Origin of the sequence: Nocardioides cavernae, assembly GCF_013410035.1 — a bacterium.
Lineage (GTDB): Bacteria > Actinomycetota > Actinomycetes > Propionibacteriales > Nocardioidaceae > Nocardioides > Nocardioides cavernae_A.
Genome location: NZ_JACCBW010000001.1, coordinates 932,973 through 952,522 on the forward strand (window position 1 = coordinate 932,973; position 19,550 = coordinate 952,522).

The window sequence follows — 19,550 nt, forward strand, 5'->3', positions numbered from 1 at the left end:
CGTGTGCGGGGCGCGATCCATCTAGGGTGGTGGCCGTGAGCCCCGAGGCAGCGGATGCAGTGGTGGCGGACGCAGTGGTGGTGGAGGCGATGGGGGTCCCGGTGGGGATCCCGGTCACCGGCAGCACCGCCGAGCGCCTGCGCCGCCAGTGGAGCCGTGCGCTCACCGAGCGCGACGCAGCGACCGTGGTCGACCTCGACGGCCTCGACCCGGGCGACGCGGTCGCCCACGACTACGCCGTCACCTCGCGCGTGACCCTGGCCGCCCTCGACGCGACCGCCGGGCAGCGCATCAACCTGCACGCCGGGGCGGTCGCCGACGACGAGGGTCGCGCGCTGGCGCTGGTCGGGGCCTCCGGGTCGGGCAAGACCACCGCGGTGCACCGCCTCGCCCGTCGCCTCGGCTACCTCTCCGACGAGACCACGTCGATCGACGAGCGCCTCGTCGTGCACCCCCACGCCAAGCCGCTGTCGGTCATCGACGACCCCGACGTGCCACTCGTCAAGCAGTCCCTCTCGCCGGACGACCTCGACCTCGTGCGGCCCCCGGCGACGTCGTACCTCCACCGACTCGTCCTCCTGCACCGCGGCGACGGCGAGACCGGGCTCGTGCCGCTCGCCCCGGCGCACGCGATCGCCGAGATGGTGGCGCAGACGTCGTCGCTCGTCCAGCTCCAGCACCCGATGCTGCGCCTCGCCGACACGATCGACGCCTGCGGCGGCGTGTGGGGGCTGCACTACGACGAGTTCGAGCACTGGATCGACGCGCTCGTCGACCTGCTCGACACCGAGGGGCAGCCGCCGCTCCCCCGGCTGCACCACCCCGGCACCGACACCGTCGAGGCGGCGGCCGGTGCCTGGTCCAGGGCGCCGTGGCGCGACGCGGTGGAGTACGACGACGAGCTGGTGCTCATGGTCGGCTCCCGCGTCCACGTCCTCGCGGGCCTCGGCATCGTCCTGTGGCTCGCGCTCGAGACCCCCTGCACGCTCGACGAGCTCGTCGAGGAGGTGCGTGAGCTGTGGGGCGAGCACCCCGACGCCGTCACGCTCGTCACCGGGGCGCTGGAGCTCATGGCCGACGAGGGGATGCTCCGCCCGCCGGGGTAGCGTCCGTTCCATGACCGCTCGCCGCCAGCTCCCCACCGACGAGGCCCGCGACCTCCTCGCGCTGACCCGTGAGATCTGCACCAAGGAGCTCGCGCCGCGCTCGGCCGAGGCGGAGGCCACCGAGACCTTCCCGCGCGACGTCTTCCGGATGCTCGGCCAGGCAGGGCTCATGTCCCTGCCCTACCCCGAGGAGCACGGCGGCGGCGACCAGCCCTACGAGGTCTACCTCCAGGTGCTCGAGGAGATCGCCTCCGTCTGGTCGTCCGTGGGCGTCGGCGTCTCCGTGCACGCCCTGTCGTGCTTCGGGCTGGCCTACTACGGCACCGACGAGCAGCGGGCCGAGTGGCTGCCCGACATGCTCTCCGGCGACCTGCTCGGGGCCTACTGCCTCTCCGAGCCGCACGCGGGCTCCGACCCCGCGGCCATGCGTACGACCGCGAGGCGCGACGGCGACTCCTACGTCCTGACCGGGGCGAAGGCGTGGACCACCCACGGCGGTCACGCCGACTTCTACAAGGTGATGGCTCGCACCTCCGAGGACGCTGGTGCATCTCGGGGGGCGGGCATCTCCTGCTTCCTCGTGCCCGCCGACGCCGACGGCCTCTCCGCCGACCCGCCGGAGCGGAAGATGGGCCTCACCGGCTCGGCGACCGCGACGATGCGCTTCGACGGCGTGCGCGTGCCGGTGGAGCGGCGCCTCGGCGAGGAGGGCGAGGGGCTCAAGATCGCCCTCGCCGGGCTCGACTCCGGCCGTCTCGGGATCGCCGCTGTTGCCGTCGGCCTCGCCCAGGGCGCCCTCGACGCGGCCGTGGCGTACGCCCGCGAGCGGGAGACCTTCGGCACCAAGATCATCGACCACCAGGGCCTGGCGTTCGTGCTGGCCGACATGGAGGCCGCGATCGTCTCGGCCCGCGCGACGATGCTCCACGCCGCCCGTCTCCGCGACGCCGGGCTGCCGTTCTCCCGCGAGGCCTCCGTGGCCAAGCTGGTCGCCACCGACAACGCCATGAAGGTCACGACCGACGCCGTCCAGGTGCTCGGCGGCTACGGCTACACCCGCGACTTCCCGGTCGAGCGCTACATGCGCGAGGCGAAGGTGATGCAGATCTTCGAGGGCACCAACCAGATCCAGCGCATGGTCATCTCCCGCTCGCTGGCCAGGGACAACAACGGCGTGATCGGCTGACGACCGGGATGACCGCCGCGTGAGCCCGCCCACCGACCGGCGCCTGGTCGCTCTCGACGACGAGGTCCCCGAAGTGGACCCGTCGGCCTGGATCGCACCGGGCGCCCACGTCGTCGGAGGCGTACGGCTGGGCCGCGAGGTCGGGATCTACTACGGCGCCGTGCTGCGGGCCGAGGTCGCGACGATCACGGTGGGCGACGAGAGCAACATCCAGGACAACTGCGTCGTCCACGCCGGGCTCGAGCACTCGGTGGTGATCGGCTCGCGGGTCACCGTGGGTCACGCCGCAGTCATCCACGGGTGCACCGTCGAGGACGAGGTGCTGGTCGGGATGGGCGCCACGCTGCTCAACGGCTGCGTCATCGGCACCGGCAGCGTGATCGGGGCGGGCGCGCTCGTGCCCCAGGGCGCTGTCGTTCCACCGGGGTCGTTGGTCGTCGGAACGCCCGCACGCGTCGTGCGTCCGCTGACCGAGGACGAGCGGTCAGCGATCCGCGCCGGGGCCGAGCACTACGTCGACCTCCTGCCCCGGCACCGCCGGGCGACCGCGGGTACGGGCGAGGGCGAGACCGGCGACCAGCAGGACCCACACGCCTGACATCACGAGCAGCGCGTTGCGAAATCCTGCCTCCCCCTGCGCGGGCCCATCGCCGAGCGCCGCCATGAGCACCACGCACACGGCACTGCCGACGGCCATGCCGGTGAAGCGCAGCAGCTGGTTGACCGCGAGCGCGCTGCTGGTCTCGGACTCCGGCACGTGCGGGATGAGCAGCAGTGGCAACGAGGAGAAGGTGAAGCCGCTGCCGAGGCCACCCACCGCCATGGACGCCGCGAGGTGCCACAGCTCGTGGTGAGCGGCAGCCATCGCGAGGGTCGACCCGAGGAACATCACGCACCCCGTCGGGAGCAGGACGTGCGGTCGGCGACGGCCGAGCAGGAGGGCGACCCGGCTGCCGAGCACGCTCGACACCGAGTAGGGCACGAGCAGGAGCGACGCGACCGCCACGCTGCGACCCAGCCCCCACCCGTCGGTGTCGTCGGCCTGCGCCACGACCATGGCGAGGCTGAGCAGGAAGTACATCCCCACCCCCGCGACGAGGGCCGTCACGTGGGGCGCGAGCACACCCCGGCGGGCGGCGAGGCGCAGGTCGACCAGCGGCCGATCGCGTCGCAGGGTCCACGGCACCCAGCCGCAGAGGCACGCCGTCCCGGCGGCCGCGAGGACGAGGACGGGCGCCGAGGACCAGCCCCACGATCCTCCCCGGGTGACGGCCAGCAGCACCGCCAGCAGGCCGACGGACAGCAGGCCCGCACCGCTCCAGTCGAGGCGGCCGGCTCCCGGCCCCACCCGCGAGGGCAGCACGGTGAGGCACAGCAGCAGGGTGGCGCCGGTCAGCGCCGCACCGATGGCGTACGCGGTGGGCAGCCCGCCGTGGTCGACGACGAGCCCGGTCAGCGGGTAGCCGAGGCCCACTCCTGCGACCGTGGTCACCGACAGCAGCGCCACGGTCGACGGCATCCGCGGCCCGGGAACCTCGTCGCGGGCGACGGCGATCGCCACGGGTGTCAGCGCCATGCCGATGCCCTGCAGGGCGCGCCCGGCGCCCATCCAGCCAAAGGACGCGTCCACGGCAGCGGACCACGCCGACACGGCACACCCGAGGGTCACGAGCGCGAGCGTGACCAGCACGGTCGGGCGCCGCCCGAGCCCACCGCCGAGTCGACCGACCAGCGGCGTGGCCACCGCCCCGGCCAGCATGGCGGCGGTGACGACCCACTGGGCCGTCGCGAGCCCGGTGCCGTACGCCGCGGCGGCCGCGGGCACGAGCGGCGCACCCAGGCTGCTGACCACGGCGGTCACGCAGGTGAGCAGCGCCAGCGTGGCGACCAGCGCCCGCTCCCGGCCGTCACGGCGGGAACGGCGGGGGTCAGCCTGCCGCGAGCCGCTCATCGTCCGGCGCCCCGGCGGCGGCTGCCACGGATGGTGGCTCCGCGCCCGGCTCGGGAGCAGGCGCACGACCCGCCAGTCGCAGGATGGTAAAACCGAGCAGTCCGGCCACTACGCTCCCGGAGAAGACGCCCAGGCGCGCGGCCTCGGTGAGGGCCGGGTCGGTGAACGACAGGCCGCTGACGAAGAGGGCCACGGTGAAGCCGACTCCCGCGGCCGTCGAGACGCCGAGCATCTGCCCCCAGGTGGTGCCGGCGGGCATGTGCGCCACTCCGAGCCGGACGGCGACGAAGCAGCTGCCGAGAACGCCGACCGTCTTGCCGACGACGAGTCCTGCGGCGATGCCGAGCGACACGCTGTTGGTCATCCACGCGGTCGCGACGTCCGCGGACAGCACCAGCCCCGAGCTGGCCAGCGCGAAGAGGGGCACGATGACGAACGTTCCCCAGCCCGTGAGTGCCGCTGAGAGCCGGTCGAGGGGCGACCTGCTCTCGAGCGCCAGGCGTCGCATGTCATCCATCGCCTGATGCACCTCGGCATGCTCCCGGTCGGTCAGGACCGCGTCGTCCCAGGCCGAGTCGGCCGAGTCGGCGAGGCGGCGCGCGCGTCGCCCGAAGCTCCTCGGGTCGTAGTAGGACCATGCCGGTGTCACGAAGCCGAAGGCCACGCCTGCGATCGTCGGGTGCACCCCCGACTCGTGCAGCGCGAACCAGCACACCAAGGCGAGCGCTGCGTACGGCGACAGTGCGCGCACCGTCCGTGCGCGCGCGAGCGCCCACGCGATCCCGACGGCGGCCGCGGCCAGCGCCAGCCAGGCCACCTCGACGCCCTCGGTGTAGAAGACCGCGATCACGAGGATCGCGCCGAGGTCGTCGACGACGGCGAGGCTCAGCAGGAACACCCGCGCAGCGACCGGCACCCGCGGACCGGCGGCCGTCACGACCGCCACCGCGAAGGCGATGTCGGTAGCCATCGGGATGCCCCACCCGTGGGCGCCCGGACCGCCGGCGTTGAGGGTGGCGTAGATCCCCGCAGGGACGACCATCCCACCGAGCGCGGCGATGACGGGCAGCGCCGCGACCCGCGGGTTGCGAAGCTCGCCGGCCACCAGCTCGCGCTTGATCTCGAGCGCGACCACGAAGAAGAAGATCGCCATCAGGCCCTCGGAAACGACGTCGCGGAGCGTCATGCCGGACAGCTGGTCGAACGGTCCGACGGCGAGCACGACCGGCGTCTCCCACACCCTCTCGTAGGTGTCGCCGAACGGTGCGTTGACCCACACGATGGCCAGGACGGCCGCAGCCAGCATGAGGAGCGCACCGGCTGCGCTCGACGACAGCAGCCGCTGGACCGGTGCAGCGACGCGCGGCCAGAAAGCGCTCTGCTCGCGCCAGGTGTGCTCGACGACGTCGTGGGTGTGGGTGTGGGTGTGGGTGTCAGCCATGCACGGCGCCCCCCTCGGCGGCTGGTCGACCCCGCACGGTGCGGGGCAGGACGGTGGACAGGACGGCACCGGCCGCGCACAGCCCGCCGAGCACCAGGAGCCCGCCGATGCCGTCGGCGACGTCGGAGAGGCCACCGACGACGGCGGACCCCGAGCTGCCGCAGACGAGGAAGACCAAGGTGGCGAATCCCATCGCCACGCCGCGGACCTCGACGGCGGCCAGGTCGCCCACGACGGCGAAGAGGGCGGGCTGACCGAGGCTGAACGCGACGCTGACGAGGGCGACGCTGGCGACCATGAAGGGGACCGAGCCGGCGTGCGTCGCCCACGCCGCCAGCAGCAGGGAGGAGCACGACATCACAGCAGCGAGCCCCATGCTGACGGGTGCGCCGAAGCGGGCGGAGACCTGCGGGGTGACGCGCGGCGCCAGGGCCGCGACCACCGCGCACGGGAGCATCACGAGGCCGACCACCAGTGGGGTCCACCCCCGATCCCCGAGCCGGGTCGGCACGACGACCAGCAGGGCGAACCAGGCCGCCGGGACCGTGCCGGCCACCAGGCAGGTCAGCAGGATCCGCCTGTCGAGGAGGACGGACGCCGGCAAGAAGACGTCGGGCCCGCGGCGGCTCCGGTGCAGGGTCAGCGGCGCGCCGACCAGGACCAGAGCGGCGCCGGCGAGCGCCACCAGGGCTCCCGAGGACGGCGACTGGAGCAGCATGATCACGCCGCCGGCCGCTGTTGCCACCACCACCGCACCCGCGACGTCGAAGGTGCTGCCGACGCCCGGCCCACCGACGCGCCGCCACAGGAGCACGAGGATCACCATGGCGAGGGCGGGCAGTGCGGCCGTGCCGCGCCAGCCGGCGACGGACTCGACGAGACCGCCCAGCAGTGGACCGGCTGCGCCGATCGCTGCGGCGACTCCGGCGACGACGGCGAGCCCGCGGACTCGCTCCTCGGCGTCGAACCGGGTACCGATGACGGCCACGGCGAGCGTCGGCCCGACGCCCGTGCCGAGCCCTTGGAGCAACCGGGCGAGCACCATCACCGCGAAGTCGGTCGCCGTCGCCGCCAGCACCGCACCGACCGTCATCAGCAGGACGCCGCCGAGCAGCGGAGCGCGCACGCCGGTGATGTCGACGAGGCGCCCGTAGACCGGGGTGCTCACCGCCATGGTGAGGACGTAGAGGCTGATCACCCAGGTCGCCTGCGCGGTGGTGATGCCGAGCGAGTCCGACATCTGCGGCAGCACGACGGCGAGTGCGGTGCTGCCGAGGCCGCCCAGCCCGAAGAGCCCCCCGAGCAGGACGGCGAGCGGGATCACCGACGCCGTCGGTGCGGGGGTACCCCCGGAGGCCGTCACGTGGTGAGCGGGAGAGCGGGCAGCTGCGGCGTGCGCCCGGTCATGCCGCCGTCGACGGGCAGGACGGCCGCGGTGACGAACGACGATGCGGGCCCGGCGAGGAACGCGATCGCCTCCGCGACCTCGTCCTGCTCGCCCCACCGCTGCATCGGCATGTTCACCCGGAGCTGGTGGTACTTGTCCGGGTCCGTCTCCCTGATCGGCCTGGTGAGCTCGGTGTGGGTCGGCCCGGGGGCGACCACGTTGACCCGGATCCCGTCCGGGGCGAGGTCCATCGCGGCCGACCGGGCCAGGTTGGTCACCGCCGCCTTCGAGGTGCAGTAGGCCCAGTGGTCCGGCTCGCCGGCGCTGGCCGAGGTGGAGGAGAGGACCACGACGGCTCCCCCGCCCGCGCGCCGCAGGGCCGGCGCCGCCGCGCGGATGCCGTGGACGACACCGCGGACGTTGACGTCCATGACGCGGTCGTAGACGTCCAGGCCGAGCTCCTCGACGCGCCCCCAGGCCGAGATCCCGGCAGCCAGGACCGCGGCGTCGACCCGCCCGAAGCGCTCCTCCGCCGTACGGACCATCACGGCGTTGGCCTCGGGGTCGGTGACGTCCCCCGGCACGCCGGCAGCGTCCGGGCGTTCGTCGAGCCACGCGATCCGGTCGGGCTCCAGGTCGAGGCCGACCACGGGCCCGTGGCGCTCCAGCCACAGCTCCGCGAAAGCCCGACCCAGGCCGGAGCCCGCCCCCGTCACGACGGCGACGGCTCCGGTCCGGTCACCATCTCGGCTCACGGCGTCGCTCCGCCGTGCACATAGGACTCCGCGAGCTCGCGCAGCTGGAACTTCTGGATCTTGGTCGTGGACATCGGCCACTCGTCCACGAACCAGACGCGGCGGGGCAGCTTGAAGGTGGCGAGCTCGCCGCGGCAGTGGGTGATCAGCTCCTCCTCCGCGACCGGGGTGCCGGGCGCCCGCTCGACGAACGCGACGGGGACCTCCACCAGGTGGGCGTCGGCGACGCCGACGACGGCGGCGATCTTGACCCCGGGGTGCCGCCCGAGGTGCGCCTCGATCTCGGCGGCCGCGACGTTCTCGCCACCCACCTTGAGCATGTCCTTGAGCCGACCGGTGTAGCTGATCCGCCCCTCCGCGTCGAGGGTGCCGAGGTCACCGGTGTGCAGGAAGCCGCGCTCGTCGGTGCGACTCGCGGTGTACGCCGGGTCGTTGAGGTAGCCGTCGAACATCGACGGACCCGCCAGTCGGATCTCGCCGACCGCACCGGGCGGGCAGTCCTCGCCGGTCTCCGGGTCGACGATGCGGACCTCGACGCCGGGAAACGGGCGGCCGGAGGTGGTGAAGCGCAGGTCGTCCGGGTCGTCGAGGTGGCTGAAGGTGATGACCCCGCTGGCCTCCGTGAGGCCGTACGACGTCACCACCTTGGCCGCCGGGAAGGCCTCCTGCACGTGGCGCAGGGTCTCCGGCGGCGCGCTCTCGAGCAGGCCGCGCACCCGCGACAGGTCGGCGTCGGCGAAGCCGGGGTGGTGGATGATCGACTGGGTGATCGTCGGGAACGCGGGGTAGGCGAAGGTCGCCCGTTCGTCGACGAGCTGGCGCAACGCGGTCCCCGCGTCGAAGTGGAGCATGCTCAGGGTCGCGCCGCCGCGCAGCAGGTTGGCCAGCGTGGGCAGCAGGCCCGCCATGTGGAACAGCGGCAGCGGGTCCCAGAACCGCTCCTCGCTGTCGAGGTCGAACCGCTGGCCGACCTGGTCGGCGGTGCGCATCAGGGCGCGGTGGCTGAGCGGGCAGCCCCGGGGGTCGCTGGTCGTGCCGGAGGTGTACATGACGACCGCCGTGCCGTCCGGGGCGACCGTGCGACCCGCGGCGTCGAGGGCGTCGTCGGTGACCTCGGTGCCGGCGTGCTCCCACGCAGCCTGGTCGACGTACCCCTCGGGGCTCGAGCGGCCGAGCAGCACGAGCGTGCGCAGGCGTGGGGGCCGCCCCTCGGCGAAAGCCCGCCCGAGCAGGTCGACGAACGGCACGAATTCCGCGACCACGTCGGTCGTCACGAGGGCGACCAGCTCGGCGTCCTCGACGACGTGGCGCAGCTCGCGGGCCTTGTAGCGGGCGTTGACGGTCACCGGGACTGCGCCGGCGAGATGGGCGCCGAGGAACAGCTCCATGAACTCGATGCAGTTCGGCATCAGGATGCCGACACGCTCGCCGGGCCGCACCCCCTGCGCGAGGAACGACCGGCCCGCGCGGCGGGCGCCCTCGAGGAGCTGGGCGTAGGAGACCCGTCGGTCGGGGTAGACCAGCGCGTCGGCCTCGGGCCAACGCTCCGCGGACCGGACGAGCATCTGCCCCACCGTGGGCGGCTCGGAGAAGTGCTCGTCGGGCGGCTCCTCGGCATGGGGGTCGAGGTCGATGCTGTCGCACACCAGGCCGACCACCGGGGTGGACCGGGTGAGGGCGAGCGCCGCATCGACGTCGTCGACGGCGGCCACGTGGAGGGTCGTGCCGTTGCCGGGCAGTGGGACCGGACGGTCGAGCCGGACGGGGCGCCAGTCCGGTCCGGGCGGCGGGGACTCGTCGAACCACAGGATGCGCGGGCCCCCGCCCGGGCCGAGACCGTCCCCGTCGAGGACCACGGCGGACCACGCCCCCTCCCGGTCGAGGAACGACGCCTCGTCGGCGGCGACCGTCTCGCGGTAGTGGTCGGTGTCGTACGCCGCGCGTTCGGCGGCGCGGTCGGCGTACCAGGTCTCGGAGCAGAACCTGGCGCGGCCGGCGTCCCACTCCGCGTCGACTGGTCGGTTCTGTCGGTAGCGCAGCAGGCCCGGGGTGGCGCCGAAGACCCGGCCGTGGCGCTGCTCCCAGTGCCGCCGGGCCTCGGCCGGAGCGAGGTGCGTGGCGAGCGGGACGACGAAGATGCGGTGCTGCACGGATACCCCTTGTCATTCAAACGAACGTTTGTCAGTATTCGGAACGCCAGCGCCTGTGTCAACGATCACGTTCTGCGAGGAGCTCCCCGTGCCGAAGCGAGTCATCACCACCATTACCGCGGGGAGCGCCCTGCTCCTCCTGAGCGCCTGCGGAGGCGTGGCCGCGCAGGGAGGCGGCAGCGACGCCGTCGAGATGCGGATCACCACGATGCTCCCGCCCGACGGCGCGTCCTCCGACCTGATCGAGTGGTTCGCCGACGAGATCGAGACCCGTACCGACGGGAAGGTGCAGCCGTCGGTCACCTACTCAGGCGCCCTGCTGTCCGGCGCGGACACGCTGACGGGCCTGGCGCAGGGCCGCGCCGAGGCGGGCCTCATCGCCCCGGCGTACTTCCCCGCCGACCTCCCGCTCAACAACGTGATGATGGTGCCGGTGACCGTGTCGGACCGCGAGGCCCACGCACGCGCCCTCGACGACCTCGCCCAGGACGTCCCCGAGGTCTCGGCCGAGTTCGAGGACAGCGGCGTGGTCCCGATCGGCTACTTCCCGACGGCGACGATGACGATCACCTACGACAAGAAGCTGTCCTCCCTCGCCGACCTGCAGGGAGCCAAGCTGCGCATCCCGTCGCAGCCCCAGGCCGCGGTGTGGGAGGAGCTCGGCGTCGAGCCCGTCTTCCTGGCCTCCGAGGAGGTCTACGAGGCGGTCGAGCGCGGCATCATCAACGGCGTCGCCTACCCCCTCGACACGCAGGTCGCGAACGGCATCACCGAAGTCGCCAAGACGATCGTGCCCGACGTCGGGGCGAGCGGCGGCTCGGTGTTCACGATGAGCAAGACGACCTTCGACGCGCTGCCGGACGACGTCGCCAGCGTCGTCGAGGAGCTGCAGGGCGAGTGGTACGACAAGGGCATCGAGATCCTCGTCGACTACGAGCGCCAGGCGTGCGAGGACTTCAAGGCCGAGGACGGCACCGTCCTGATGTGGGACGACCGCGACCAGGCCACCATCGAGGACGCCATCGCCTCGTCCTCGCCCGAGGACGTCTGGAAGAAGGACGCCGCCGGTGCGGGCGCCGACCAGGGTGCGATCGACCAGGTCTGGGAGCAGTTCAACGAGTCGCTGGCCACCTACGCCGCCGAGTCGACCTACCCCGGCCTCGCCGAGTGCGCGTCGTCGTGACCCCTCCCGGCCGCACGGTCCTGCTGACCGGTGCCGCGGGTGGCCTCGGCCGGGTGCTGGCCGCCCGCTTCACCGACGGCGGTGACCGCGTGGTCGCCGTGGACCGCGACGCCGCCGCCCTCGCCGACCTGGCCTCGCAGGTCGACGTGGTGCCGGTCGTGGCCGACGTCAGCTCGCGCGACGACGTCGAGCGTGCCGTCGCCGAGGCCGGTCGGGTCGACGTGATGGTCAACAACGCGGCCGTCGTCGACCGGCTCGGCGCGGCCCACGAGGTGGACCCCGACGAATGGGACCTGCTCGTCGCCGTCAACCTCACCGCGCCGTACCTGTTCTGCCACGCCGTCCTGCCCGCCATGATCAAGCGCGGGGCCGGCACCATCGTCAACGTCGCCTCGATCACCGGCCTGCGGGGCGGCCGCGCGGGCGCCGCCTACACCGCCTCCAAGCACGGGCTCGTGGGGCTGACAATCAACATCGCGGCGACCACCGGCCACCTCGGCATCCGCAGCAACGCGGTGTGTCCGGGGTCGATCGACACCGGCATGCAGGCCCTGGGCGAGGTCTTCGACTCCGGCCGCGAGACCCTCGCCCGCGACCGCCGCAAACCGCCTCCGGTCGCGCCGGGACTGATCGCCGACGTGGTCACCTTCCTCGCCTCCGACGCCGCCGCCGGCATCAACGGCGTCGCGCTGCCCGCGGACAGCGGGACGCTCGCCTTCTGACCACCACCGGACGCCCACCCCTCACCGAAGGATCGGAGAACACCGTGGCACGAATCCAGCAGGCACCCCAGGAGAAGTACGAGCCGATGTTCGGCGCGCACGCGTCGTTCCGCACCACCATCTACGCCAACCGACCCGAGATCGCCGAGAAGTTCATCGAGCTCGGGCAGCGCCTGCGCGACGCGTGCACCCTCTCGCCGCGCCTGGTGGAGCTCGTACGGCTGCGCATCGCGTTCCACAACCAGTGCCGCAGCTGCATGGCGGTGCGCTACAGCTATGCCGCGGACGACGGCGTCACCGAGGACCTGGTGTGCTCGCTCGAGAAGCCGCAGGAGGCGCCCGACCTCACCGATGCCGAGCGCTCCGCCATCGCCTACGCCGACCTCATGGCGACCGATCACCTGCGCGTCTCCGACGAGACGTTCGACGACCTGCGGCAGCACTTCACCGACCCGGAGATCATGGAGCTCTGCTTCAACGTCGCCTACTTCGTCGGCTTCGGGCGGATGGCGATGTCGCTCGACATGGTCGACGACCTCGACGAGGGCTACCGGGCCGAGGGCCGGGTGACGCCGTGGGGCCAGGACTCGGTCATGGAGGTCGCCGGATGGGCGGCCCCGCCCGCGAACGGCTGACGTGGGTACGCCCGAGACGGGGGCTGCGCCGCGACCCCGCGCGCTCGTCAGCGGAGGGACGGGCGCCGTCGGTGCAGCCACGATCGACCTCCTGGTCGACGACGGCTACGACGTCGCCTTCACCTGCCGGCGCAACCGCGCCCGGGCCGAGGAGCTCGCCCAGGGCTGGGAGGACCGCGGTGCACGCGTCCTGCTGGACGCCGTCGACCTGTCCGAGGACGAGGCGGCCGAGCAGGTCGAGGCGCTCGTCACCGGCCTCGGCGGGCTCGACCTGCTCGTCCACGCGAGCGGGCCGCTGATCCCGCAGCGGTGGATCTCCACCATCGAGCCGGCCCTCTACGCCAGGCACGTCAACGAGGAGTCCGTCGCCTTCTTCCGGCTCCTCGCGGCAGCCCTCCCCCACCTCCGGGAGTCCCGCGGGGCACTCGTGGCCGTCACGACGATGGCCGTGCGGAAGTACCCCCTGCGCGACGTCCTGAGCGCGAGCCCCAAGGCGAGCGTCGAGGCGATGGTCAAGGCGGTCGCCGCCGAGGAGGGGAAGTACGGCGTGCGCGCCAACTGCGTGGGGCCGGGCATCCTGTCCGACGGCATCGGCGGGGCCATCGTGGCCAACGGGGAGTTCCCCCAGGAGGCCCAGGACTTCGCGATGAAACAGGTTCCCCTGCGCCGGTTCGGCGGCGGCGCCGAGGTCGCCGAGGCGGTGCGCTTCCTCGGCTCGCCGCGGGCGTCGTACATCACCGGGCAGTGCCTCGACGTCGACGGCGGCTTCAGCCTCTGAGACCGCCGTCGCCGGACGCTGCCGGCGCACTCGCCAGCACGTCCCGAAGCGCGCGCATCGCGGCCTCGGCCCGCACCCGCGCCGGGCTCCCGGCGAGCGCGCGCGTCGGCGCCTCGACGACGAGCGGGCTCCTCGCGGGAAGCGCGGCGAGCAGGGCACGCAGCGGGAGCGCGCCCTCTCCCGGCAGCACCCGCCCGTGCACGGCCTCGTCCAGCAGGTCGAGGGTGGTGTCGGCGGCTGCGTCGCACAGCTGGGCGTAGGGGAACAGGTCCGGTCCGTGCACCCGCACCGCGTCCGCGACCGCCCGCGGCGGGTCGCCCATCCGTGCGAGGTGCAGGGCGTCGACGAGCACGCCGGCCCCGGCCGGCTCGGCGGTGGCGATCGCCTCGGCCAGGCTGCGGCAGCGCGTGAAGCGCATGGGCTCCAGGCACGGCCGTACGCCGCTCCCGGCGGCCCGGGCCACCACCCGGTCCAGCAGGTCGGTCGCCGCGTCGCGGTCGAGCGCACGGTTGACCGCGAGCAGGTGGCGGGCGCCGAGGACGTGCGCGGCCTCAACCACCGACGCGACGTGGTCGTCGTCGAGCCCCGGCTCGAGGCGCAGCACTTCCACGTCGACGACACCGGTGCCGGAGTCGTCGAGGACGCGGCGCAGCCGGGCGCACCGCCGGAGGTCGAGCGCGAGGTCGGCCCGCACGGGGGACGTGCTGCCCGTGACGCGGAGCGAGACGGCACCGAACCCGGCTGCGGACGCCTCGGCGACGTGCGTCTCCGGGTCCTCGTCGAGGAAGGCGAGGCAGGCGAGGGCGAGGAGGCGGCCCCCGGTGCCCTCGCCCGCCGCGCCGTACGCCCCCGGCTCCGTCACCGGGTCCGTCACCGGGGGCGGGCGCGTGCGGCCTCGCGGCCGGCGATCCGCCCGAAGATCGCCCCGTTGGCGATGCTGCCGCCGCTGCCGACGTAGACCTCGCCCATGGGGCCTCCGCTGGACTCGCCCGCGGCCCAGAGGCCGGGCACGACGTCGCCGCGTCCGTCGAGGACCCGGGCGCGGTCGTCGATGCGCAGGCCGGTCCCGGTCCAGCAGAGGGTGGCGAGCCGGACCTCCGCGCCGTGGAACGGCGGGTGGAGAAGGGGCCGCAGGTAGGCCGGGCCCTTGCCCCACCTGTCGACGCCGCGGTCGGCACCCTCGTTGTAGTGCCGCACGGTGTCGGAGAGTGCGACGGGATCGATGCCGAGCGCCGTGGCCACCTCCTCCACCGTGTCGCCGCGGGCGATGCGACCGGCCTCGACCTGCTCGGCGATCATCGCCGGGTTCCAGTTGGGGCTGCGCCGGTCGGGGTCCTCGGGATAGGTCTGCCGGTAGGCGGACGTCCCGGTCAGCTCCTCGTCGACCGCCTGCCGGTCGAACACGAAGAAGGCGCGGCCTCCGTGCGCGCCCAGGGCACGGTCGAGGATGCCGTAGGGGGCGGACTCGTCGACGAAGCGTCGACCCTCGCGGTCCACGAGGACCTGCCAGCCGGGGATGTAGGACTCCAGGGTCTGCGCGAAGCCGGGGTGCAGCAGGCGCAAGCCCACCACGCCGGTGATGTCAGCGCCGACCTGCTCGGCGAACGCGAGGTGGTCCCCGCGGGCGCCGTCGCTGCCGATGTACCAGTGCCAGGACCCCGCCTCCGCCATCTGCTCGGGGAAGCACTGCTCCAGTCGTTCGCGGCTGGCGCCGATCCCGCCGGACGCGACGACGACGGCGTCCGCGGTGATGACCTGGTCGCCGACGGCCACGCCGCACACCCGCTCGTCCCGCACGAGCAGGCGGGTCACGCGCTGGTCGAGGACGATGTCGACGCCGGCGTCGCGAGCCGCGCGGTGCAGCGCGGCGACCAGGCCCTCGCCGCCGCCGACGACCGCCACGCACCGCGGCGTGTTCTCGCTGCCGCCGCGGACGAGCCCCGGGTGGTAGCGGACCCCGTGGTCCTCGATCCAGTCGAGGGTCTCGCCCGACGCGGCGGTCATCGCCCGCACGACTCCCCCGGGCAGCCGCCACTCGTTGGCGTTCATGTAGTCGTTGTAGTAGGCGTCCGCGTCGTCCTCCACGCCGGCGCGGGACTGGGCGCGCGACCCGGCCCCCATGACAATCCCCGTGGACAGCCGGGTGGACCCGCCCACGACGCGCTCGGCCTCCAGGACCACGACCCGCTCGGCGCCCGCCTCGCGCGCGCTGAGGGCGGCCGAGAGTCCGGCGACGCCGGAGCCGATGACCAGGACGTCGACGTCCACGGTGCTGTCGTCCATCAGCGGCGCTCCCGGATGACGTCGCTCCCGTCCCAGCCCACCGCGGCGTCGCGGACCTTGCCGTAGAGCCGCGACATGTAGGGCGTCTCCTCGTAGATCTCGACGAGGTGGCCGTGGTCCGGGCCCGGGTCGAGGAAGATGAAGCGCACCTCTTGGGACTGTGCGTCCATCACCACGCGCGCGCCGGCGGCGACCAGCTGGTCGCGCGCCTGCTCGAGGTCGTCGACGAAGCACGCGACGTGGTGGATCCCCGTGCCGTTGCGGCGCATGTCCTCCTCGAGCGCCGGAGGGGCGAGGTCGTGGTGGTGCACGAGCTCGACCATGACGTTGCCCCACTGGCCCAGCGCGCAGGAGTGGTCGAAGACCGCCTCCTCCCCGTCGACGGTCACGTGCGACATCGGGACGTGGTCGCGGACGAAAAAGGGCCCGGCGCCGTAGCGCTCGTGCCACTCCCGCGCGGCTGCCCGCACGTCGGTGGTCGCGTAGGCGACCTGCACCACCCTGAGCTGTTGCAGCACGTCGTCTCGTCCTCTCAGTCGCGTCGTCAGCCGGACGCGGCGTCCAGCGCGGCCAGGTCGTCGGCACCCAGGGTCAGGTCGCGCGTGGCCACCAGGTCCCGGAGCTGCTCGGAGGTCCGGGCGCTCGCGACGGGGGCAGCCACGGACGGCTGCTCGCGCAGCCAGGCGAGCGAGACGGCGGCGACAGACACTCCGTGCGCGGCCGCCAGGTCGTCGAGCACGGCGAGCACCCGGCGGCCGCGGTCGTCGAGGTGTCGCTCGGCCGCGCGCGAGCGCACGCTCGCCGCCGTGCCGGTCTCGCGGTACTTGCCCGTGAGGAAGCCCTGGGCCAGGGAGAAGAACGGCAGGGCCACCAGCCCTCGCTCGGTCAGCAGCGGGCGCACCTCCGACTCGAACGGCTCCCGGTGCACCAGGTTGTAGTGCTCCTGGAAGACCTCGAACCGTGCCCACCCGCCGGCGGCGCTGGTGTCGAGCGCCTCGCGCAGGCGGGCCGGGCTGTAGCCGGAGGCGGCCAGCCGGCGGACCTTGCCCTCACGCACCAGGGCGTCGAAGGTCTCCATCGTGTCCGCCAGCGGGGTGTCCGGGTCGTCGACGTGCGCGTAGTAGAGGTCGACGTGGTCGGTGCCGAGCCGACGCAGGGACGCCTCGAGGGCGGCGCGGATCGTCGCGGGCCGGAGGTCGTCGTGGCCGGGGAGGCGGCCCACCTTGGTGGCGAGGTGGATCTCGTCGCGGTTGCGGCGCTGCGCCATCCAGCGACCGACGATCTCCTCGGACTCTCCCCCGCTCAGGCCGGGGACGCTCGCCATGTAGGAGTCGGCCGTGTCGACGTGGCGGCCTCCGGCCTCGACGTAGCCGTCCAGGACGGCGAAGGACTCGGCCTCGCCCGCGGTCCAGCCGAAGACGTTGCCGCCGAGGACGAACGGGTCGCTCGCGAGGTCGTGGGCCTCAGCCACGGTCGGCCTCCGGCTCCCAGACCTGCTCCTCGGCCAGGAGCCAGGACACGTCGCCCGCGAAGACCGTCTGGTGCTCGTTGGCGGTGACGCCGGCCGGCGAGGCGAAGGCGGCGTGGAGCGCGGGCTTGTCGTCGAACCAGACCTCGGCGACGCCGTCGTACGGCCAGGCGCGCGTGGCGCCCTGATGGGCGAGGTTCTGCTCGTACCGGCGCACGCCCGGCATCGCCAGCACGAGCGGCGCGTGCTCCTCTCGCCACAGCCGGGCGAACTCCGCGAAGTCCAGGCCCTCCTTGCGCCGCACCATCGCGACGAACTTCACCATCAGGTCGTCTCCTTCCACTGGGGCCGGTTGCCGACCCAGACCAGGCGCCCGGCCACGACGTCGTCCGCCGTCGCGCCGTCAGGCAGCATCGGCCGGGTCCAGTCGAGGGTCGAGGCGGCCAGCTGGACCAGCGCGCCGAACCCGCTGGACGGGCGGACGTAGGTCTCCGACCAGGTCTCGCGGTCGGTGCGGGTCCCGGTCGTCCCGATCCCCGCCGCCTCGAGGCAACGAGCGGCGTCCTCGACGTCGTCGACGAAGCACGTCACGTGGTGCAGGCCCTCACCGTGCTTGTCGAGGTAGGCGTGCAGGTAGGACTGCTCGTCGAGCGGGGTGAGCAGCTCGATCTTCACGCCGGGCGGGAAGCGCACCTGCATGGTCCGGATGCCCACGTCGGGCTCGTCGCCGCCGGCCACCAGCTCACCGCCGAGCAGGTCGAGGTAGAGCCTGCTGGCCGCACCGAGGTCGCGCACCGCGACGGCCACGTGGTCGAAGCGTCGCACCAGCCCGTCGGCCGGGGCCTCGGGTCGCTCCGCGGTCACAGCAGCTCGATGCCGAGCTCGCCGCAGAGCTCCTCGCGGAGCCGGAACTTCTGGATCTTGGTCGCCGCCATCGGCCACTCCTCGACCACACGGACGTGGTGGGGCAGCTTGAAGTTGGCGATCTCGCCGCGCAGGAAGCCCACCAGCTCGTCAGCCTCGAGGGACGCGCCGGGCTTGAGCTCGACGAAGGCGGCCGGCACCTCGACCAGTCGCGCGTCGGGGATGCCGACCACCTGGGCGATGTTGACGGCCGGGTGGCTCTGCAGCACACCCTCGATCTCGACGGCGGCGACGTTCTCGCCCCCGACCTTGAGCATGTCCTTGAGGCGCCCGAGGTAGGAGATCCGGCCCTCGTCGTCCAGCGCACCGATGTCGCCGCTGTGGAACCAGCCGTCGGCGTCGACCGCCTCGGCGGTCAGCTCGGGGGCGTTGTGGTAGCCCTCGAACAGCGAGTAGCCGCGTACGCAGAGCTCACCGCGCTCGCCCGTCGGGACCGGCAGGTTGGTCGCGGGGTCGACCACGCGCACCTCGATGCCGGGGAACGGAGGTCCGCAGGTGTCGGTCCGGTCGGCGAGGCTGTCGGACGGGACGCTGAAGGAGACGCACCCGCCGGCCTCCGTGGAGCCGTACGCCGTCACCAGCGCGGCGTCCGGCCAGAGGTCCTGGAGCTGCCGGAGCGTCGCGGGCGGCGCCACGTTGTTGACCACGCGCACGCGGCTCCAGTCGACGTCGCCGAAGGTCGGGTGGTTCGCGAGCGCCTGCGTGATCGTCGGGAAGGTCGGATAGACGTGGGTGACCACCTCCGCGCCCATGAGGGCGAGGGCGGCGCCGGCCTCGAAGTGCTCCATCGAGATGAAGGTCGCGCCCACGGCCGTGCAGGCGACGAGCGGGAGCACAGACGACATGTGGAACATCGGCAGCGGGTCCCAGAACTTGTCGTCGACCTGCACGTCGAGGCGTTGGCCGACGGCGATGCCGTTGCGCACGACCATCTCGTGGGAGAGGGCGCAGCCCTTGGGACGCGCGGTCGTGCCGGAGGTGTACATCATCATCCCGACGGCCCGGATCGGCACCTGGCGGCGCAGCCGGTGCACCTCCTCGGGCGTCACGTCCTCCGCTCGGGCGTGGAAGGCGTCCCTGCTGGTGTACGCCGGCGCGTCGCCGTGCGAGAGGACGACGACCGCCTCGAGGGCGGGCGCCGAGGCCAGCGGGAAGGCGTCGGGCTGCTGGGGGTCGAGGTCGCCGAACGCCGCCTCGAGCCGTTCGGTCATCCCGAACGGCTGGCCCTCCTGGTCGCCCGTCACCAGCACCTTGAGTCCGGCGTCGATGACGACGTGGCGCAGGTCGCCGCCCTGGTAGCGGGCGTTGATGAGCACGGCGACGGCACCGAGCATGGTGATCCCGAAGGTGATCCGCGCGTAGTCGGCGCAGTTCGCCATCAGCACGCCGACGTGGTCGCCGGGACCGACGCCCATGCCGCGCAGGGCACGGGCCGCCAGCTCGGCGTCGTCGGCCAGCTCGGCGTAGGTCAGGCGCTCGTGCGGGAAGACGACGGCCTCGGTCTCGGGCCACAGCGCGGCACCCCGAACGGGCAGGTCGCCGAACGGGATGGCCTCGCCCCAGGTCCTCGTCATCGCCTCG

Annotated in this window: 19 protein-coding genes; 7 read left to right on the plus strand and 12 right to left on the minus strand. The window is 73.3% G+C overall.

The genetic code is table 11. The features are described from left to right. Positions 1–35 precede the first annotated feature (35 nt). Genes F4692_RS04555 through F4692_RS04565 form a run of 3 tightly spaced genes read left to right on the plus strand, consistent with a single transcriptional unit; the run spans position 36 to position 2,890 of the window. The gene (locus tag F4692_RS04555; RefSeq protein ID WP_179618412.1) at positions 36–1,106 is read left to right on the plus strand and encodes a hypothetical protein; all 1,071 of its coding nucleotides are present in this window, start codon (positions 36–38) and stop codon (positions 1,104–1,106) included. Positions 1,107–1,116: 10 nt separating this feature from the next. Then, positions 1,117–2,292, plus strand: coding sequence for an acyl-CoA dehydrogenase family protein (locus F4692_RS04560; protein ID WP_179618413.1), 1,176 nt, complete (start codon positions 1,117–1,119; stop codon positions 2,290–2,292). Between the two features lie 19 nt (positions 2,293–2,311). Then, positions 2,312–2,890 (plus strand): gamma carbonic anhydrase family protein, encoded by a 579-nt coding sequence (locus F4692_RS04565; RefSeq protein WP_308645155.1) that lies wholly within the window; start codon positions 2,312–2,314, stop codon positions 2,888–2,890. Here the strand turns inward: F4692_RS04565 and F4692_RS04570 are convergent. Genes F4692_RS04570 through F4692_RS04590 form a run of 5 tightly spaced genes read right to left on the minus strand, consistent with a single transcriptional unit; the run spans position 2,777 to position 9,976 of the window. Continuing rightward, positions 2,777–4,243 (minus strand): MFS transporter, encoded by a 1,467-nt coding sequence (locus F4692_RS04570; protein WP_179618414.1) that lies wholly within the window; start codon positions 4,241–4,243, stop codon positions 2,777–2,779. The genes F4692_RS04565 and F4692_RS04570 overlap by 114 nt on opposite strands. Beyond that, positions 4,221–5,684, minus strand: a complete 1,464-nt coding sequence (gene nhaA / locus F4692_RS04575) for a Na+/H+ antiporter NhaA (RefSeq protein ID WP_179618415.1) — start codon at positions 5,682–5,684, stop codon at positions 4,221–4,223. The genes F4692_RS04570 and nhaA overlap by 23 nt, the downstream gene beginning before the upstream one ends. Then, the gene (locus F4692_RS04580; protein WP_179618416.1) at positions 5,677–7,047 is read right to left on the minus strand and encodes an MFS transporter; all 1,371 of its coding nucleotides are present in this window, start codon (positions 7,045–7,047) and stop codon (positions 5,677–5,679) included. The genes nhaA and F4692_RS04580 overlap by 8 nt, the downstream gene beginning before the upstream one ends. Next, a complete protein-coding gene (locus tag F4692_RS04585; RefSeq protein WP_179618417.1) occupies positions 7,044–7,826 on the minus strand; it encodes an SDR family NAD(P)-dependent oxidoreductase in 783 nt (260 codons plus the stop codon). The genes F4692_RS04580 and F4692_RS04585 overlap by 4 nt, the downstream gene beginning before the upstream one ends. Then, positions 7,823–9,976, minus strand: coding sequence for an AMP-binding protein (locus tag F4692_RS04590; RefSeq protein WP_179618418.1), 2,154 nt, complete (start codon positions 9,974–9,976; stop codon positions 7,823–7,825). The genes F4692_RS04585 and F4692_RS04590 overlap by 4 nt, the downstream gene beginning before the upstream one ends. A gap of 88 nt (positions 9,977–10,064) precedes the next feature. Between F4692_RS04590 and dctP the strand changes: the two genes are divergently transcribed. The 4 genes from dctP to F4692_RS04610 are packed head-to-tail and all read left to right on the plus strand — an operon-like array spanning position 10,065 to position 13,294. Then, a complete protein-coding gene (gene dctP / locus F4692_RS04595) occupies positions 10,065–11,159 on the plus strand; it encodes a TRAP transporter substrate-binding protein DctP (protein WP_179618419.1) in 1,095 nt (364 codons plus the stop codon). Beyond that, complete coding sequence (locus F4692_RS04600; RefSeq protein WP_179618420.1) at positions 11,144–11,881, plus strand: SDR family NAD(P)-dependent oxidoreductase; 738 nt, start codon at positions 11,144–11,146, stop codon at positions 11,879–11,881. The genes dctP and F4692_RS04600 overlap by 16 nt, the downstream gene beginning before the upstream one ends. 44 nt (positions 11,882–11,925) lie before the next feature. Then, the gene (locus tag F4692_RS04605) at positions 11,926–12,516 is read left to right on the plus strand and encodes a carboxymuconolactone decarboxylase family protein (protein ID WP_218858149.1); all 591 of its coding nucleotides are present in this window, start codon (positions 11,926–11,928) and stop codon (positions 12,514–12,516) included. 1 nt (position 12,517) lies between these two features. Then, positions 12,518–13,294 (plus strand): SDR family NAD(P)-dependent oxidoreductase, encoded by a 777-nt coding sequence (locus F4692_RS04610; protein WP_179618421.1) that lies wholly within the window; start codon positions 12,518–12,520, stop codon positions 13,292–13,294. Here F4692_RS04610 and F4692_RS04615 read toward each other — a convergent pair. The 7 genes from F4692_RS04615 to F4692_RS04645 are packed head-to-tail and all read right to left on the minus strand — an operon-like array spanning position 13,284 to position 19,543. Next, positions 13,284–14,156 (minus strand): sugar phosphate isomerase/epimerase family protein, encoded by an 873-nt coding sequence (locus tag F4692_RS04615; RefSeq protein ID WP_179618422.1) that lies wholly within the window; start codon positions 14,154–14,156, stop codon positions 13,284–13,286. The two genes, F4692_RS04610 and F4692_RS04615, sit on opposite strands and share 11 nt — an antisense overlap. An 8-nt stretch (positions 14,157–14,164) precedes the next feature. Then, the gene (locus F4692_RS04620) at positions 14,165–15,577 is read right to left on the minus strand and encodes an FAD-dependent oxidoreductase (protein WP_179618423.1); all 1,413 of its coding nucleotides are present in this window, start codon (positions 15,575–15,577) and stop codon (positions 14,165–14,167) included. Continuing rightward, a complete protein-coding gene (locus F4692_RS04625; protein ID WP_179618424.1) occupies positions 15,577–16,095 on the minus strand; it encodes a VOC family protein in 519 nt (172 codons plus the stop codon). Before F4692_RS04625 ends, F4692_RS04620 begins: the two co-directional genes overlap by 1 nt. Before the next feature lie 26 nt (positions 16,096–16,121). Then, on the minus strand, positions 16,122–17,048 hold the full coding sequence (locus F4692_RS04630) for an aldo/keto reductase (protein ID WP_179618425.1): 927 nt from the start codon (positions 17,046–17,048) through the stop codon (positions 16,122–16,124). Then, positions 17,041–17,370: an EthD family reductase gene (locus F4692_RS04635; protein ID WP_179618426.1), complete on the minus strand. Its 330-nt coding sequence runs from the start codon at positions 17,368–17,370 to the stop codon at positions 17,041–17,043. The genes F4692_RS04630 and F4692_RS04635 overlap by 8 nt, the downstream gene beginning before the upstream one ends. Beyond that, complete coding sequence (locus F4692_RS04640; protein WP_179618427.1) at positions 17,370–17,909, minus strand: VOC family protein; 540 nt, start codon at positions 17,907–17,909, stop codon at positions 17,370–17,372. The genes F4692_RS04635 and F4692_RS04640 overlap by 1 nt, the downstream gene beginning before the upstream one ends. Then, positions 17,906–19,543, minus strand: a complete 1,638-nt coding sequence (locus tag F4692_RS04645; protein WP_179618428.1) for a class I adenylate-forming enzyme family protein — start codon at positions 19,541–19,543, stop codon at positions 17,906–17,908. Before F4692_RS04645 ends, F4692_RS04640 begins: the two co-directional genes overlap by 4 nt. Between the last annotated feature and the right edge of the window lie 7 nt (positions 19,544–19,550).